16 protein-coding genes and 1 tRNA gene are annotated in these 14,942 nt (G+C 73.1%); 13 read left to right on the top strand and 4 right to left on the bottom strand.

Features of this window, described 5'->3' with window-relative positions:
• Nucleotides 1-212 precede the first annotated feature (212 nt).
• The 3 genes from ACIRPH_RS26575 to ACIRPH_RS26565 all read left to right on the top strand — a co-directional run bounded on the left by ACIRPH_RS26575 (nucleotide 213) and on the right by ACIRPH_RS26565 (nucleotide 2,608).
• On the top strand, nucleotides 213-1,769 hold the full coding sequence (locus ACIRPH_RS26575; RefSeq protein WP_402919070.1) for an alpha/beta hydrolase: 1,557 nt from the start codon (nucleotides 213-215) through the stop codon (nucleotides 1,767-1,769).
• Nucleotides 1,770-1,908: 139 nt separating this feature from the next.
• Nucleotides 1,909-1,981 (top strand) — tRNA-Thr (locus ACIRPH_RS26570).
• Nucleotides 1,982-2,248: 267 nt separating this feature from the next.
• Complete coding sequence (locus ACIRPH_RS26565; RefSeq protein ID WP_402919068.1) at nucleotides 2,249-2,608, top strand: hypothetical protein; 360 nt, start codon at nucleotides 2,249-2,251, stop codon at nucleotides 2,606-2,608.
• Nucleotides 2,609-2,725: 117 nt separating this feature from the next.
• Here the strand turns inward: ACIRPH_RS26565 and ACIRPH_RS26560 are convergent, their stop codons facing one another.
• Together ACIRPH_RS26560 and ACIRPH_RS26555 are read right to left on the bottom strand one after the other, a co-directional pair.
• On the bottom strand, nucleotides 2,726-2,881 hold the full coding sequence (locus ACIRPH_RS26560; RefSeq protein WP_402919066.1) for a hypothetical protein: 156 nt from the start codon (nucleotides 2,879-2,881) through the stop codon (nucleotides 2,726-2,728).
• 83 nt (nucleotides 2,882-2,964) lie between these two features.
• On the bottom strand, nucleotides 2,965-3,798 hold the full coding sequence (locus ACIRPH_RS26555; RefSeq protein ID WP_402919064.1) for an exonuclease domain-containing protein: 834 nt from the start codon (nucleotides 3,796-3,798) through the stop codon (nucleotides 2,965-2,967).
• A gap of 149 nt (nucleotides 3,799-3,947) precedes the next feature.
• On the opposite strand from ACIRPH_RS26555, the gene ACIRPH_RS26550 reads away from it, so the two are divergent.
• Together ACIRPH_RS26550 and ACIRPH_RS26545 are read left to right on the top strand one after the other, a co-directional pair.
• Nucleotides 3,948-4,166 (top strand): hypothetical protein, encoded by a 219-nt coding sequence (locus tag ACIRPH_RS26550; RefSeq protein ID WP_402919062.1) that lies wholly within the window; start codon nucleotides 3,948-3,950, stop codon nucleotides 4,164-4,166.
• A 37-nt stretch (nucleotides 4,167-4,203) separates the two neighbouring features.
• Nucleotides 4,204-4,593: a hypothetical protein gene (locus tag ACIRPH_RS26545; RefSeq protein ID WP_402919060.1), complete on the top strand. Its 390-nt coding sequence runs from the start codon at nucleotides 4,204-4,206 to the stop codon at nucleotides 4,591-4,593.
• 43 nt (nucleotides 4,594-4,636) lie between these two features.
• Here the strand turns inward: ACIRPH_RS26545 and ACIRPH_RS26540 are convergent, their stop codons facing one another.
• Nucleotides 4,637-5,242, bottom strand: coding sequence for a hypothetical protein (locus tag ACIRPH_RS26540; RefSeq protein WP_402919058.1), 606 nt, complete (start codon nucleotides 5,240-5,242; stop codon nucleotides 4,637-4,639).
• A 545-nt stretch (nucleotides 5,243-5,787) separates the two neighbouring features.
• Between ACIRPH_RS26540 and ACIRPH_RS26535 the strand changes: the two genes are divergently transcribed.
• Both ACIRPH_RS26535 and ACIRPH_RS26530 read left to right on the top strand, forming a co-directional pair.
• Nucleotides 5,788-6,024 (top strand): hypothetical protein, encoded by a 237-nt coding sequence (locus ACIRPH_RS26535; RefSeq protein ID WP_402919056.1) that lies wholly within the window; start codon nucleotides 5,788-5,790, stop codon nucleotides 6,022-6,024.
• Between the two features lie 109 nt (nucleotides 6,025-6,133).
• On the top strand, nucleotides 6,134-6,727 hold the full coding sequence (locus ACIRPH_RS26530; RefSeq protein WP_402919054.1) for an RNA polymerase sigma factor: 594 nt from the start codon (nucleotides 6,134-6,136) through the stop codon (nucleotides 6,725-6,727).
• Between the two features lie 423 nt (nucleotides 6,728-7,150).
• Here ACIRPH_RS26530 and ACIRPH_RS26525 read toward each other — a convergent pair whose 3' ends face one another.
• Nucleotides 7,151-7,681, bottom strand: a complete 531-nt coding sequence (locus tag ACIRPH_RS26525; protein WP_267946867.1) for an inorganic diphosphatase — start codon at nucleotides 7,679-7,681, stop codon at nucleotides 7,151-7,153.
• A gap of 76 nt (nucleotides 7,682-7,757) precedes the next feature.
• On the opposite strand from ACIRPH_RS26525, the gene dacB reads away from it, so the two are divergent.
• The 6 genes from dacB to folE all read left to right on the top strand — a co-directional run bounded on the left by dacB (nucleotide 7,758) and on the right by folE (nucleotide 14,923).
• The gene (dacB, locus tag ACIRPH_RS26520; RefSeq protein WP_402919051.1) at nucleotides 7,758-9,128 is read left to right on the top strand and encodes a D-alanyl-D-alanine carboxypeptidase/D-alanyl-D-alanine-endopeptidase; all 1,371 of its coding nucleotides are present in this window, start codon (nucleotides 7,758-7,760) and stop codon (nucleotides 9,126-9,128) included.
• A gap of 140 nt (nucleotides 9,129-9,268) precedes the next feature.
• On the top strand, nucleotides 9,269-10,351 hold the full coding sequence (locus ACIRPH_RS26515) for a zinc-dependent metalloprotease (protein WP_402919127.1): 1,083 nt from the start codon (nucleotides 9,269-9,271) through the stop codon (nucleotides 10,349-10,351).
• Nucleotides 10,348-11,364 carry a tRNA lysidine(34) synthetase TilS gene (gene tilS / locus ACIRPH_RS26510; protein WP_402919049.1) on the top strand — a complete coding sequence of 339 codons (1,017 nt, stop codon included), beginning with the start codon at nucleotides 10,348-10,350 and terminating at the stop codon, nucleotides 11,362-11,364. Before ACIRPH_RS26515 ends, tilS begins: the two co-directional genes overlap by 4 nt.
• Nucleotides 11,365-11,503: 139 nt before the next feature.
• A complete protein-coding gene (gene hpt, locus ACIRPH_RS26505; RefSeq protein ID WP_267946864.1) occupies nucleotides 11,504-12,058 on the top strand; it encodes a hypoxanthine phosphoribosyltransferase in 555 nt (184 codons plus the stop codon).
• A 262-nt stretch (nucleotides 12,059-12,320) separates the two neighbouring features.
• Entirely contained in the window at nucleotides 12,321-14,327 is a 2,007-nt protein-coding gene (gene ftsH, locus ACIRPH_RS26500) for an ATP-dependent zinc metalloprotease FtsH (RefSeq protein ID WP_402919047.1), read from the top strand.
• Nucleotides 14,324-14,923: a GTP cyclohydrolase I FolE gene (gene folE / locus ACIRPH_RS26495; protein ID WP_402919045.1), complete on the top strand. Its 600-nt coding sequence runs from the start codon at nucleotides 14,324-14,326 to the stop codon at nucleotides 14,921-14,923. Before ftsH ends, folE begins: the two co-directional genes overlap by 4 nt.
• The last annotated feature ends 19 nt before the right edge of the window (nucleotides 14,924-14,942 follow it).

Genomic DNA, 14,942 nt, shown 5'->3' with positions numbered 1-14,942 from the left:
AGGGCGTCCTCCGGGGCCCGTGCGCGCACGGCCCGGGGCCGGACGGCCCCGGGCCGGTCCGGAGCGGCAGGAGACGGCCCCGGCCGCGCGTCGCGACCACCCGGTGGTCGCGTCCCGGGACCGTGGGAGGACAGAGCCGCACGGCCGGGCCGGTGCGGAGCAGACGACGCGCCGGCCACCAGCGGCCGGCGGAAACGAGAGGGCGGACATCCGTGGCGACGAGAGTTCGGGGGGCACTGGCGGCGGCACTGGCCGGTGCGGTGCTGCTGGCGACCGGGTGCACGGGCGGGGAGGGCGCACCCGAGGAGGGGAACGTCGCCGCCCCCGACCCCGCACTGACCGACTTCACCGATCAGGGCCTCGACTGGGGTGAGTGCGAGAGCGGGGCGGACGGCGCGGAGTGCGCGGTCTACGAGGTGCCCCTGGACTACGACGAGCCCGGCGGCGACCGCGTCGAGATCGCGGTCAAGCGGTTCCCCGCCGAGGGCGGCGACCGCATCGGCTCCCTGCTGGTCAACCCCGGCGGCCCGGGCGGCTCCGGCTACGACTACGTGGACCACGCCGCCTTCACGGTCAGCGACGCGGTGCGCCAGAGGTTCGACGTGGTCGGGTTCGACCCGCGCGGCGTCGGCCGCAGCTCACCGCTGACCTGCCTGGACTCCGAGGGGCTCGACGAGTTCCTCGGCGGGGTCGACAGCGTCGAGGGCGACGGCGACATGTCCGAGGTCACCGAGGCCGAGCTGGCCGAACTGGAGGAGGACAGCCGCGGGTTCGTCGAGGCCTGCCGGGCCAACGACCCCGAGCTGATGCTCCACATGGGCACCGTCAACGTCGCCCGCGACATGGACATCCTGCGCGCCCTGGTCGGCGACGAGCAGCTGACCTACCTCGGCGCCTCCTACGGCACCCACATCGGGGCGCAGTACGCGGAGGAGTTCCCCGACCGGGTCCGCGCCCTCGTGCTCGACGGCGCGGTGGACCCCAGCCAGGAGCAGCTCGACCTCAGCGTCGCGCAGGCCACCGGCTTCGAGACGGCGCTGCGGGCCTTCGTGGAGGACTGCCTCGGCCAGTCGGACTGCCCGCTGGGCGCGTCCGGCGACAGCGTGGAGGACGGCGTCGGAGCGCTGAGCGACTTCCTGGCCGACACCGCCGCGGAGCCGCTGTCCAACAGCGCCGACGACCGCGAGGTCAACCGGGCCCGTGCCGAGCTGGGCGTCCTCGCCGCCCTGTACTCCGAGAGCTGGTGGCCCCGGGTGCGCGAGGGTCTGACCGAGGCGGTGGAGAACGGCGACGGCACCGTCCTGCTCCAGCTCGGCGACGACCTGTACAGCCGCGAGGACCCGGCCGCCTACGAGAACTCCACCGCGGCGCTCATCGCGGTGAACTGCTCCGACTCCCCGAGCCCGCGCGACGTCGACGCGTATGTCCTGGCCGCGGCCGAGGCTGGCGAGGAGTCGCCGATCTTCGGTCCGACGCTGGCCTGGGGAGCCCTGCCGTGCGCCTACTGGCCGGAGGAGGCGGTCACCCCGACCACCGGCCTGGACGGAGCGGGGGCCGCCCCCATCATGGTGGTGGGCACCACCCGGGACTCGGCCACACCGTACGCGTGGGCCGAGGCGCTCGCGGGTCAGCTGGAATCCGGGTTCCTGGTGACCCGCGACGGTGACGGCCACACGGCCTACCGGATGGGCGACCAGTGCATCGACGACATCGTGGACGCCTACCTGGTCGACCTGACCGTTCCCGAGGACGGCATGGCCTGCGCCTGACCGCGGGGGCCGGGGGCCGCCGCCCCCGGCCCCGCCCCGTTCGCGGCGGCGGGACCGGCATGACCGCAAACGTGTACACGGCACCCGTCGGAAGGCGTTAGACTGGGACCGCTTCGCCGCGTGTGACACGTGGCGTCGCGCCGCCTTAGCTCAGTCGGCAGAGCGATTCACTCGTAATGAATAGGTCGTCGGTTCGATTCCGACAGGCGGCTCCGACATCAGGCCCGTCCGGAGTTCCCCGGGCGGGCCTGACGCGTGTCCGGGGTCCGTTCCGGCCGGAGCCCCGGGGGTGTGCGCCCCGCTCGGCGGGGGCGGACCCCGCCGCACCCCGCGCGGGGCCCCGGGGCGCCGGAACCGCGGCCCCGGCGTCCGGGGCCGCGGTTCCGCGCGGCCCGGCGAACGCCCTTGGTCAACAGATGATTACCCGACGTGTCGGCGGTGTGGGGCTGTGCCGACGGGAACGCGGGTAGGTGCACGCCATGAGCTTGATGTTCATGCTGTTCGCGCTGCTCGGGTCCATCGTCGTGCTCGCCGCCGGTTCCTTGGCGCTGCGCCGGGTGGTGGCCTACCTGAACGACCGGCTCGTGGTCGCGGAGGAGCCGGCGCCCCGGGTGGAGCCCGAGCGGCATGTGGGCGGATACGTTCCCGTGCCGAGGGGGTCGGAGGATCTGCCGCCCTCCCTGCGCGCCCGCGTGCACGACCTGGTCGCCCTCGGGCGGGGCGAGGAGGCGGTGCGGGCGGTCCGCGAACGCCTGGGCGCGGACGAGGCCCGCGCCCGGCGGATCGTCGCCGGGCTCGAAGGCGACGGGACCGGCTCCGGGCGGGCCCTGGAGCCCTAGGGGCCGTCCCGAGGAGGCGGCTGAGGGCGCGGCGCCCGCGGTCCCGTCACGGGCCGCGGAGCGCGGCCCGGAGCGCGCTCCGCGGCCGTCGCGTCGCGGTTCCTCCCGGCCCGGGCCTCAGACGCGCTGCCGGTTCTGGAGCCATCCCCACACGGCGGTGGCGACGAACAGGATCGCGCCGATGACGGCGAGCCAGACCAGCCCCTTGATCACCACGCCGATGATGGTGAGGATCAGCCAGACCGCCAGCAGTACCAGGATGAGATAGACCATGCCGCCTCCCGAGGATGTGCGCTCCGTGGGGGTGGCCTACCCGTTCGCCGGGGTTCCGCACATCACGGCCGCGGGGAGGCCCCTCAGGGCCAGGCGCCGTCCACCACGGTCCCGTGGTCGGGCTTGTTGCTGTCCATCCACGCCTGGCGGTTGCGGGCGTAGGAGAGGGACCAGTCGACCTGGCGCCGGTGCAGCTCGGCGAGGTCCGCCGAGGCGAGCCCGGGGTGGCGGGCGCCGATCTCCTCGGCCAGGGCCAGGGCGGCGGACGCGTCGCCCCGGGCCGTGTGGGCGTCGGTCAGCTCCACCCCGTAGTACTCGCACATGGCGCCCAGGTTGCGCTTGCCCTTGCGGTAGGGCTCCACCCCGCGGTCGATCACGAGCGGGTCCACCACGGGCGCGGGAGGGCCGCCCAGGCGCTCCTCCAGGGAGGCCAGGCCGTGCCGCCGCAGTTCGCAGGAGAGGACCCGGAGGTCGTAGGGGGCGTTGAAGACCACCAGGCCCTCGCCGGCGGAGAGCTGCCCGGTCAGGGCCAGGGCGATCTCCTCCAGGCACTCCGCGGCCGGTCGCCCCTCGGCGCGAGCCCGTTCGGTGGTGATCCCGTGGACCGCCACCGCTCCCGCCGGGATCTCCCGCTCGCCGGGGCTCACCAGCCAGGTGCGTGCCCCGCCCTCGCGGTCCACGAGGGCGGCCGACACCAGGAAGGCGGTGTCGGGGTCGCGGGAGGAGGTCTCGGAGTCGAAGCCGAGCAGGGGGGTGGTGTGCCAGCCGGGGTGCGCGCCCCGGGAGGGCGGGACGGGGCGCGGCTCGTGCTCGGCGCAGTAGGTGAGCCAGCGGCCGTCCCCCTTGCGGACGACCCCCTCTCCGGTGCCGACGGCGACCTGGCAGGCGGTGCATCTCCCGGGGTAGCGGTTGCGCATGGATTCCTCTCGGCCGGATGGTCGGCACTGCTGTGAGCAGCGGCGATGTTCCATCGTAGAGCGGCTTTGCGACAGTCGGGGAGGGACGGGAGGGGCGGTGCCGGTGGGGTGCGTGTGTGCGGGGGCCTTCTTCTGGGGAGGGGAAGGGCATGAGTTTGGAAGAGGCATCACGTCAGCTGGAAGCAGCGATCCACGACGCACGGGTTTCCTTCGACTGCATCCTGTTGGAGGAGCTCGACCGCGCGCACACGAACGCGATCACCGCCAGAGCCGCGGTCGACGCGGCGGAGCAGGCCATCAGGGTCGAGTTCGAGAGGCGGGAGGCCGCCAAGGAGGACTCGTCGGAGGCGACGGGGACCGCCGACTGACCCACCACCGAATCGAACATATTTTCGATCAAAGGGTATGCTGGTCGGCATGCCCGATCAGCCGCTGACGCCGGACTGGCCCGCGAGTGTTCACCCGCCCGGGTCGGACTCCTTCGAGCAGACCGCCCTCGTGTGGCTGTTCGACCACGTGCCCGCCGACTACCGGCTGCACGGGGTCCTGCGTCGTCATCCCGTCGCCCTCTCCCGGCTGGCCCGCCAGTACGTCTCCGCGGCGCTGGAGGCCGCCCGGGAGGGGTACCGGACCGCACGGGTCGACCTCCGCGACCATCTGCCCCCGCACGCGCTCGACCAGGTGATGAACGCCTACCTCGCTGAGGGGCAGCGCATGGCGGGGGTCCTGAGGTCGGTCGAGGCGGTCGACGCGGCGCTCCGCTCGGCCACCGGCGAACGGGGCGCGGATGCGTGAGCGCTTCGCCGCGGGACCGCGCACGCGGTCCGGGCGCGGGCGGTCAGGCGGTCACCCGGACCACCACGGCCACCTCGTCCCCGGTGTTCACCAGGAAGTGGTGTCCCCGTGCGGCGCCTCCCACGGGTGCGCCGATCACGCGGGCCCGACCCTCGGCCAGCTCCGAGGCCGAGCGCATCTGCCCGTCGGGGGCCGACGCGATCAGATGGGCGCGACCGCTGACCAGGTAGAGGACCTCCATGCCGTGCGGACGCGCGGGGTGGTCGGCGGGGCCGGCCACGAAGCTGTGGGGTTCGAGGGCCACGGTGCTCACCCGCAGCCGGCCGCTCGCGTGGCGGCGGGCGGCGCGGGGGGCGGGCTGCCAGTGTCCCCGCCGGGACGGCCACAGGGTGGGACGGCGCAGCGAGGACGCGGCGCCGCGGGCGGCCGCCACCAGGCGGCCCAGGGTCGGCAGGCGGCGTTCGCCCAGGTGGGCATAGCCGGAAGGGCGTCCGGCGTCCACCACGTCGCCGATCCCCTCCAACGAGACCTGTCCGGGGGCCGGGGTCCCGGGGTCGGAGGGGCGGCGGGCGGCCGGCGCCGACACGGCGGGCGACGGGGCCTCGGAGGACGGGAGAACGGCGGTGGGGTCGAGAGTGCGCTGGGGCATCGTGAGAGGATCTTTCCCGTGTGCGCGCCCGTGTGTGCGGGAACGCGCGGATGTCGTCGGTGGGTCCCGGCGGGCCGGGCGGCAGGTGCGAGGTCCCCGCGCGTACGCGCGGAGGCGGGAATCACCCTGCGGGATGCGCCCCGTGTCCGGACCACACGCAGAGGTGGTCGGGGCGGAGGGGCACGCGGTCGGGCGACGGCGTACGGAGACGCCTCAGAACCGGCTCAGTGACGACAACACGGACACGCCGCACGGGCCAGGTGGCAGAGGGCCCCGGGGGCCGTGCGAGCCGTGGCGTCGGTGCGGGTGCGCGGATACATAGGTGCAAGGACACCAGCAAAGTCCGGGAGGAGTCAAGCCATCGTCGGGAATCGCGCGTGTCGGCCACCTCACCCCGGAGGAGCACCGGGTGTGTTGCGGGTGGCGCTGCGCGGTGGTGACATGTGGAGCCCGAGTACGGCGTGCGAACACCGCCGGAGCGGGCACCATCCCCCAGCCGTAGTGACAGGAGCGGCCGTTATGGCATACCTCCCCAGAAGGCACAGTTGAACCCCGAGGCCCCGGGGCTGTGGGCGCGTGTGCTCGTGCGCGCGCTCGTCGTCGCGGCCGCCGCGGTGATGGCGCTCGGCTTCCTCGGACCGGGCGCGGCCGTCCTGGTCGCCGCGCTGACCGCTCTGACCTTCGTCCTGCTGTGGCTGCGCGCGCGCCACCGGAGGCCCTCCCGGCCCCCCGGCGGATCCCCCCGGCCCCCGGAGCCCCGGGGGCCCCGGGACGCGGACTGAGGGGCCGGCGCGCACCGGTTCCTTCGGTTCGACGGGCGGAGCGCCGGTACGGAACGTCTTTCGACAAAGGGGGATGTGCCGCCCGCCGCGCCGCGTAGATTCTTGGTCTATGACGGACCAGGATCTCCTCCACGCCCTGCGCTCCAGTCGCATACCGCGGGCCGACGCCTACGCGAGGCTGCTCGACGCCTACGGGGAGGAGCTCTACCGGCGCTGCATCCTGGTCCTGCGCGACCGCGACGCCGCGCACGTGGTGCTCAGGGACACGCTGATCGCCGCCCGGGCCCACATCGGCCGGCTGGAGGAGCCCGAGCACCTGGGGGAGTGGCTGCACGCCCTGGCGGAGGCGGAGTGCGCCAGACGGCTCGCGGCCGGCCTGCGCACGGCCGCGCCGGTCGGGGACGGGATGTCCATGCCCGAGAGGACCGCGCTGGTGCCGGTCCGGGTGCTCAACGGGATGAGCGGACCCGAGCTCGACGGGTACAGGGCGCACGTGGCCGCGCGCGCCGACCACTTCGACCGGAACGGGTTCCCGGTGCGGCCCGACGGTCCCCTGCGGCTGCGGGGGATGGTGGCCCTGGCCCCCGTCGCGCTGGCGGTCGTGTGCGCCCTGCTCCTGGTCGCGTTCGCCGGTTTCGTGCTCGCCAGGGACCACGCGCCCGAATCCGCCCCGGGGGAGGCGATCCCGCAGAGCCGGAGATGACGCCGGTCGTGTTCCGCGCCCGCCGGGGACCGCGCTTACCGCCCGCGGGCCGCGGCGCACGGCCGCCCGCTCCGCGCCCCGGTCCGGAGCCGCCGGGGGCCTCCCGCGCCGCCACTCGCGCCGGTCCTGCCGGAGCGCGGCCTCTTGCGCCGCCCGCGTCGGGGGCGTTCTCCCGCGCCGCCACCGCGCCGCCCGTGTCGGCCCTGCCGGGGGCGTTCTCCCGCGCCGGGCCCGCCGGCGGAGGCGGCCGTACCGCCGCCCCCACGCCGTCCACAGCCCCTGCCGGAGCGGGGCGAACCGGGGTTTCATGGATACAGGGGGCCGCCGTCCCCGACGGCGCCGGCGTGCCCCGACGGCGGAGGGCCGGTGGGGTCGTCCCCACCGGCCCTCCGCCGGCACGGCCGGACCACGCGTCGGCGACGCCTACTTGTCGCCCTCGGTGTCGGAGATGTGCGAGCTGTCGCCGTGCGCCCCCGCCTCCTCCGCGCGCTTCACGGAGGCCACGATCTCCTGCTCGGCCTCGTGGCGGCCCACCCAGCTGGCGCCCTCGACGGACTTGCCGGGCTCCAGGTCCTTGTACACCGTGAAGAAGTGCTCGATCTCCAGGCGCTCGAACTCGTTGACGTGGTGAATGTCACGGAGGTGCTCCTGGCGCGGGTCCGTCGCCGGAACGCAGAGCAGCTTGTCGTCACCACCGGCCTCGTCGCGCATCCGGAACATGCCGATGGCGCGGGCCCTGATCAGGCAGCCCGGGAAGGTCGGCGCCTTGAGCAGGACGAGGGCGTCCAAGGGGTCGCCGTCCTCGCCGAGGGTGCCCTCGACGAAGCCGTAGTCCGCGGGGTAGGTGGTGGAGGTGAACAGCATGCGGTCGAGGCGGATACGACCGGTCTCGTGGTCCACCTCGTACTTGTTGCGCTCCCCCTTGGGGATCTCGATCGTAACGTCGAATTCCATGCTGATCTCGGCTCCCAATGCGACTAATGTCGCCGTATAACAACAACGTCAGGCCGCGACACCGAAGGAAGGGCAGGTGCCCCGGGTGCGACGGGTACGAGGCGAGGGGTTCCTCGCACTGGCCCTGCTCAACATATTCGTGCTGATCGCCGGGTTCGTAGCCCTCGACGTGATCGAGGCTCGGCCGCTTCCCGCAGTGCCCAACCCGGTCACGAACGCCGAGGGCGTGGCGGCGGCGGAACCCGCGGCCTCGACTCCGGCGGACCCGGAACGGATCGCGGACATCCTTGATGATCCCATGTCGTCCCCGGGGCTCGAGGAGGGCCTCTCCGGTTACGTCGTCGACGGAACGACCGGTGAGACGCTCTTCGAGAGTGACGCGGACACGCCCGTGACCCCCGCTTCGACGACCAAGATCGCCACGGCCGTCGCCGTCCTGGACACCGTCGGCCCCGACCACGTGCTGCGCACCGAGGCGTACCTCGACACCGGTGCGAACCGGGTGGTGCTGCGCGGAGGGGGCGACACGACCCTGACCGCGACCGCCGACTCCGCAGCTTACCCGCAGGTAGCCACGCTGGAGGAGCTCGCTGCGCGCACGGCCGAGGCGCTGGCGGCGGAGGGTGTCGGCACCGTCTCCCTGGGCTACGACGACTCGATGTTCGCCGGCCCGGAGACACCGGAGGGCTGGAAGCCCAACTACGTCCCCGAGGGCAACGCGGCCCCGGTCACCGCCCTGATGCTCGACTCCGGCCGGGTCTCCCCGGAGGCCAGCGGCTACGGTTCGCGCACGACGGAGCCCTCCCTGCACGCGGCGCGGGCGTTCGCCGAGCAGTTGGAGGAGGCGGGCGTCGAGGTCGAGGGCGAGCCGTCGGAGGCCACCGCCTCGGGCGAGCCCGTGGCGTCGGTGGAGTCGGCGCCGATGGCCTCCCTGGTGGAGTTCATGATGCTGGCCAGCGACAACATCCTGGCCGAGTCCATGGGACGGATCACCGCGATCGAGACGGGGGAGGAGCCCACCTTCGACGGCGCCACGGCGGCCACCGAGCGGATCATGTCCGGGCTGGGCGTCGAGGGCGTTTCACTGACGGACAACAGCGGCCTCAGCACCCGCAACCGCATCACGCCGCGTGCCCTGGTCGAACTCCTGGAGCTGGTCGCGAGCGGCGACCGCCCCGACCTGGGCGCGGCGGTGACCGGGCTGCCGACCGCCCACGCCACCGGCACCCTGGCCGATCGCTACGCCGAGGGCTCCTCCGCCCACGACGCCGCGGGCCTGGTGCGCGGCAAGACGGGCACGCTCAACGGGGTGGCCACCCTCGCCGGAACGGTCCACGACCGCGAGGGCAACGTGTTCGTGTTCGCCTTCATGGCCAACAACCCGGCGGCGAGCGGCTACCAGCTCGACTCGCTGCCCGCGGCGCTCAGCCGCTGCGGCTGCTCCTGACCGCTGCCGCCCCTCCCCTCCGGGCGCCCGGAGGGGAGGGGCGATTCGGCCGGTCTCAGGGGTATCCCTGGGGGCACCCGGAATTCCGACCCTGATCCCCGTGCCCTCCGCCGCTGCGTGGGTAGGCTGGCGGTGTGACTGTGATCGACTGGGACGTAGCCGTCAACACCGGTGTTCGCCTCGTGCGCCCTGGGCCGCAGGTGGACCTCTCCGACGCACGGCAGGCCGTGGCGCAGTTGCGCGAGCTCTCCACCGTGGCGGCCGGGCACGTGCGCGACTTCACCGGAATGAACCCCCTCGAACCAGCGGGACCCGCGGCCGTGGTGGACCGCCCCGGCTGGATCCGAGCCAACGTCGACGGGTTTCGAGTGGTCATCGAACCCGTACTCGAGCAAATGGGCGCCGACCGGCTCAACAACAGCCCCGCCGGGAACCTGACCAGCGCGGTCGGGTCCCGGATCACCGGGATGCAGCTGGGAGCGATGCTCTCCTACCTGGCGGGGAAGGTCCTCGGCCAGTACGAGCTCTTCCTGCCGCCGGGCCCCGACGGCTCCGTGTCGACCGGCCGTCTGACCCTGGTGGCGCCCAACATCGTCAACGCCGAACGCGAGATGGACGTCGACCCCCGGGACTTCCGGCTGTGGGTGTGCCTGCACGAGGAGACCCACCGCATGCAGTTCACGGCCACGCCGTGGCTGCGCGGGCACGTCCAGGGGCTCATGCAGGAGCTGCTGCTGTCGTCCGACATGAACGCGGGAGACCTCATCGACCGGCTGCGCGCGGCCGGCGAGGCCGTCGCGGACGCCGTCCGCGGGGGCGGGGAGACCAGCCTCATCACCGCGATCCAGAGCCCGGAGCAGAGCGAGATCATGGACCGCGTCACCGCGGTCATGAGCCTCGCCGAGGGGCACGGCGACTACGTGATGGACGCCGTCGGGCCCGAGGTGGTGCCGACCGTGGCCACCATCCGCGCCCGCTTCCAGAAGCGCCGCGAGTCGGTCAACCCCCTCGACCGGATCATGCGGCAGCTGCTGGGCATGGACATGAAGATGCGCCAGTACGAGGAGGGCGCCGCCTTCGTCCGCGCCGTCGTGGCCGACGTCGGCATGGCGGAGTTCAACAAGGTGTGGACCTCGCCCGAGACCCTCCCCACCCTGGAGGAGATCCGCAACCCGCACACGTGGATCGCCCGGGTCGTCCGCCCCGCCGCCATCACCGAGTGAGCGGACCGCCCCCCGCCGTGGCCGCGGTGCGCTCCGCGGTCCGGCGGGCGCTGTCCGACCTGCCCTCCGGCGCCACGGCGCTGGTGGCGTGCAGCGGCGGCGCCGACTCCCTGGCCCTGGCGGGGGCGGTGGCCTTCGAGGCGCCGAGGGCCGGCCGGGCCGCGGGCGCGGTCACCGTCGACCACGGGCTCCAGGAGGGGTCCGCGGCGCGGGCGGAGGCGGTCGCCCGCGTCCTGCGCGGGCTCGGGCTCGACCCGGTCCTGGCCGTGGGGGTGGAGGTGGGCGCGGACGGGGGGCCGGAGGCCGCCGCGCGCCGTGCCCGCTACGACGCCCTGGAGGAGGCCGCCGCCGCGCACGCCCCCGCGGTGGTGCTGCTCGGCCACACCCTCGACGACCAGGCGGAGACGGTCCTGCTGGGGCTGGCGCGGGGGTCGGGCGCCCGCTCCCTGGCCGGGATGGCGCCGCGCACCCGCGGCTACGCGCGCCCCCTCCTCGACCTGGACCGCGCCACGGTCCGCGAGGCATGCGCCCTCATGGGCCTGGACCCCTGGGAGGACCCGCACAACCTGGACCCCCGCTTCGCCCGGTCGAGGGTGCGCCACGACGCGCTGCCCGCCCTGGAGAGGACGCTGGGGCCGGGGGTCGCCGCGGCCCTCGCCCGTACGGCGGCGCTGCTGCGGGCCGACGCCGACACCCTGGACTCCTTCGCCGACGCGCTGTACGCGCAGGCGGCCGAGACGCCCGACCGCCTCCCGCCGGCCCCCGCGGTCCCGGTCGGGCCGGAGCTGGCGGTGGCCCCGCTGGAGGCGGCCCCCGACGCGCTGCGCACGCGCGTGCTGCGCCGGGCCGCCCTGGCGGCCGGGTGCTCCGCGAGCGCGCTGACCGCCCGGCACGTGCGCGAGCTGGAACGCCTGGTCGTCGACTGGCGTGGCCAGGCCCACATCGACCTGCCCGGGGGCGTCAGGGGGCGGCGCTCCGCGGGCCGTATCCGGTTCGAGGCCGGACCCCGCTGAACCCCTCCCGCCTGTCCGGCATGTCCGACCTGCGCGGACGTCGAGGGGGCCGGGGGCCGACGGTCGGGGGCCGTACCCGTGTTCGGCACGTTTATCCTGGTTGCCGCAAACGGGGAACCCAGCAGCGAGGACAGTGAGCGTGGACGCTAAGGACATGGGTCGGGACCTGGAGAAGGTCCTGGTCACCGAGGAAGAGATCAACGCGCGCCTGGCGGAGCTCGGTGCGCGGATCGACGCGGACTACGCGGGCAGGGACCTGCTGATCGTCGGAGTGCTCAAGGGCGCGGTCATGGTGATGGCCGACCTGGCCCGGGTGCTGCACAGCCCCGTCTCCATGGACTGGATGGCGGTGTCCTCCTACGGCGCGGGGACGACCTCCTCCGGGGTGGTGCGGATCCTCAAGGACCTGGAGACCGACATCAAGGACCGCGACGTCCTGATCGTCGAGGACGTCATCGACTCGGGCCTGACCCTCTCCTGGCTGGTGGGGAACCTCAAGTCGCGCGGGCCCAGCTCGGTCGAGGTCTGCACCATGGTCCGCAAGCCGCTGGCCTTCGACGTCGACCTCGACGTCAAGTACATCGGCTTCGACCTGCCCAACGAGTTCATCGTCGGCTACGGCCTCGACTACGCGGAGAAGTACCGCAACCTGCCGTTCATCGGCACCCTCGCCCCGCACGTCTACGAGGAGTAGCCCCCCGGGAACGCCGCCGCGCGGGCCCCGCGCGGCGGTGGGAACGCCCACGGGAACAACGGGGCGGGTTGCCGTCGTTGCTCTCATGACGACCCCGCGTCCGGCTTCCCGAGCGGTGCCACCGCCCGGTGGGGTGCGGTGTACCGTCGAAAGGTCCCGGCGTTCTCGCGGGGAGCCACGTGTCCGTTTGGTCCTGCTTCGGATAGTCCTCTGGGGCGGGCGGCCTGGTCAGGAGGGACGGACCCGACAGGGTTCCGCTCACATGAATCTGAAGCGTTTTTTCCGCGGCCCGTGGATCTGGGTCCTGGCCGTCGGCCTCATGCTCATCATCGGTTTCCGCGTCTTCGACGTCGGTGGCGGACCACAGCCCACGGAGACCGACACCTCGACCGTCTACCAGCTCATCGAGCGGGACGAGGTGGACAACGCCGAGATCGTCGACCGCGACCAGCGCATCGTGCTGACCACGACCGACGACGAGATCTACGAGGCGTACTGGGTCGAGGGGCAGGGCCTCCAACTGGCGGACATGCTCCAGGAGTCCCTGGAGACCGAGGGCAGCAACCTCGAGTCCTACGAGGTCACGGTCGCCACGACCTCCGTGTGGACCACCGCGCTGTTCAGCCTGCTGCCGCTGATCATCATCATCGTCATCTTCTGGTTCATCTTCAGCCAGATGCAGGGCGGCGGCTCCCGGGTCATGAACTTCGGCAAGTCCAAGGCCAAGCTCATCACCAAGGACACGCCCAAGAACACCTTCGCCGACGTCGCCGGCGCGGACGAGGCGATCGAGGAGCTCCACGAGATCAAGGAGTTCCTCCAGAACCCGTCCAAGTTCCAGGCGATGGGCGCCAAGATCCCCAAGGGCGTGCTCCTGTTCGGCCCGCCCGGAACCGGTAAGACCCTGCTGGCCCGCGCCGTCGCGGGCGAGGCCGGGGTCCCGTTCTACTCCATCTCCGGTTCGGACTTCGTGGAGATGTTCGTCGGCGTCGGCGCCTCCCGTGTGCGCGACCTGTTCGAGCAGGCCAAGGCCAACGCCCCCGCCATCATCTTCATCGACGAGATCGACGCCGTGGGCCGCCACCGCGGCGCGGGCATGGGCGGCGGCCACGACGAGCGCGAGCAGACCCTCAACCAGATGCTCGTCGAGATGGACGGCTTCGACGTCAAGGGCGGCGTCATCCTGATCGCCGCCACGAACCGCCCGGACATCCTCGACCCGGCCCTGCTCCGCCCGGGGCGCTTCGACCGGCAGATCGTCGTCGACCGCCCCGACATGGACGGCCGCCGCGACATCCTCAAGGTCCACTCCAAGGGCAAGCCGCTGGCCGACGACGTCGACTTCGACGTCATCGCCCGCCAGACCGCCGGGATGACCGGCGCCGACCTGGCCAACGTCATCAACGAGGGCGCGCTGCTGTCCGCCCGCGCGGACAGCACGGTCATCACCCACGCGGTCCTGGAGGAGGCCATCGAGCGCGTCATGGCCGGCCCGGAGCGCAAGACCCGGGTGATGTCCGACCAGGAGAAGAAGATCATCGCCTACCACGAGGGCGGCCACGCCCTGGTGGGCCACGCGCTGCCCAACTCGGACCCGGTGCACAAGATCACGATCCTGCCGCGCGGCCGCGCCCTCGGGTACACGATGTCGGTGCCGACCGAGGACAAGTTCCTCACCTCGCGCTCCCAGATGATGGACCAGCTCGCCATGATGCTCGGCGGACGCGCCGCGGAGGAGCTCGTCTTCCACGAGCCCACCACCGGCGCGGGCAACGACATCGACAAGGCCACGAACCTGGCCCGCAACATGGTCACCGAGTACGGCATGAGCGAGCGCCTCGGCGCCCGCAAGTTCGGCTCCGGCAACACCGAGCCCTTCCTGGGCCGGGAGATGTCGCACGCCCGCGAGTACTCCGAGGAGATCGCCTCCATCATCGACGAGGAGGTGCGCCGCCTCATCGAGTCCGCGCACGACGAGGCCTACGAGGTCCTCGTCGAGTACCGGGACGTCCTGGACGACCTGGTCGTGGCCCTGCTGGAGAAGGAGACCCTCACCAAGACCCAGGTGCTGGAGATCTTCGCCCCGGTGGCCGAGCGCCCGTCGCGGGGCTCCTACACCGGCTACGGCAAGCGCCAGCCCTCCGAGCGGCCCCCGGTGCGCTCCAAGAAGGAGCTGGCGGTCCTCAACGGGGCGGAGGTGCAGACCCCGTCCACCAACGGCCGGCTGCCCGAAGCCCCCTCCAACGGCACCCAGGGAGACGACGCGTGAGCGGAGCCGGCGAACTGCCGTCCAGACCCGTGGACCGTCCGCGCATCGAGCGCGCGGTCAGGGAGATCCTCATCGCGATCGGCGAGGACCCGGACCGCGACGGCCTGGTCGAGACCCCGGGGCGGGTGGCGCGCGCCTACGAGGAGCAGTACGCGGGGCTCGGCCAGAAGCCGGGCGACGTGCTCACCACGGTCTTCGAGGCCGACCACGAGGAACTGGTCCTGGTCAAGGACATCGAGCTCTACTCCACGTGCGAGCACCACCTGGTGCCGTTCTACGGGGTGGCGCACGTGGGCTACATCCCGGGCGCCGACGGCCGCATCACCGGTCTGAGCAAGCTCGCCCGCCTGGTGGACGTGTACGCGCGCCGCCCGCAGGTCCAGGAGAGGCTCACCGGCCAGGTCGCGGACGCCATCATGGACCACCTCCAGCCCCGTGGCGTGATCGTCGTGGTCGAGGCCGAGCACCTGTGCATGACGATGCGCGGGGTGCGCAAGCCCGGGGCCAAGACCGTCACCTCCGCGGTGCGGGGGATCTTCCGCAGCAGCGACCGCACCCGTTCCGAGGCGATGAGCCTGATCCTCGACCGGCGCTGAGGACGGTCCGGGGGCGGAG

Origin of the sequence: Nocardiopsis sp. NPDC101807, assembly GCF_044766605.1 — a bacterium.
GTDB classification, from domain to species: Bacteria; Actinomycetota; Actinomycetes; order Streptosporangiales; family Streptosporangiaceae; genus Nocardiopsis; species Nocardiopsis tropica.
This window is presented reverse-complemented; position numbering and strand designations above follow the sequence as displayed.

Coding starts and splice junctions, on each gene's coding strand:
- ACIRPH_RS26555 (WP_402919064.1), bottom strand. CDS start 3,798: ATGCGCAACCGCTACCCCGGGAGATGCACCGCCTGCCAGGTCGCCGTC.
- ACIRPH_RS26545 (WP_402919060.1), top strand. CDS start 4,204: ATGCTGGTCGGCATGCCCGATCAGCCGCTGACGCCGGACTGGCCCGCG.
- ftsH (WP_402919047.1), top strand. CDS start 12,321: ATGAATCTGAAGCGTTTTTTCCGCGGCCCGTGGATCTGGGTCCTGGCC.
- ACIRPH_RS26565 (WP_402919068.1), top strand. CDS start 2,249: ATGAGCTTGATGTTCATGCTGTTCGCGCTGCTCGGGTCCATCGTCGTG.
- ACIRPH_RS26550 (WP_402919062.1), top strand. CDS start 3,948: ATGAGTTTGGAAGAGGCATCACGTCAGCTGGAAGCAGCGATCCACGAC.
- ACIRPH_RS26525 (WP_267946867.1), bottom strand. CDS start 7,681: ATGGAATTCGACGTTACGATCGAGATCCCCAAGGGGGAGCGCAACAAG.
- ACIRPH_RS26560 (WP_402919066.1), bottom strand. CDS start 2,881: ATGGTCTATCTCATCCTGGTACTGCTGGCGGTCTGGCTGATCCTCACC.
- ACIRPH_RS26540 (WP_402919058.1), bottom strand. CDS start 5,242: ATGCCCCAGCGCACTCTCGACCCCACCGCCGTTCTCCCGTCCTCCGAG.
- ACIRPH_RS26530 (WP_402919054.1), top strand. CDS start 6,134: ATGACGGACCAGGATCTCCTCCACGCCCTGCGCTCCAGTCGCATACCG.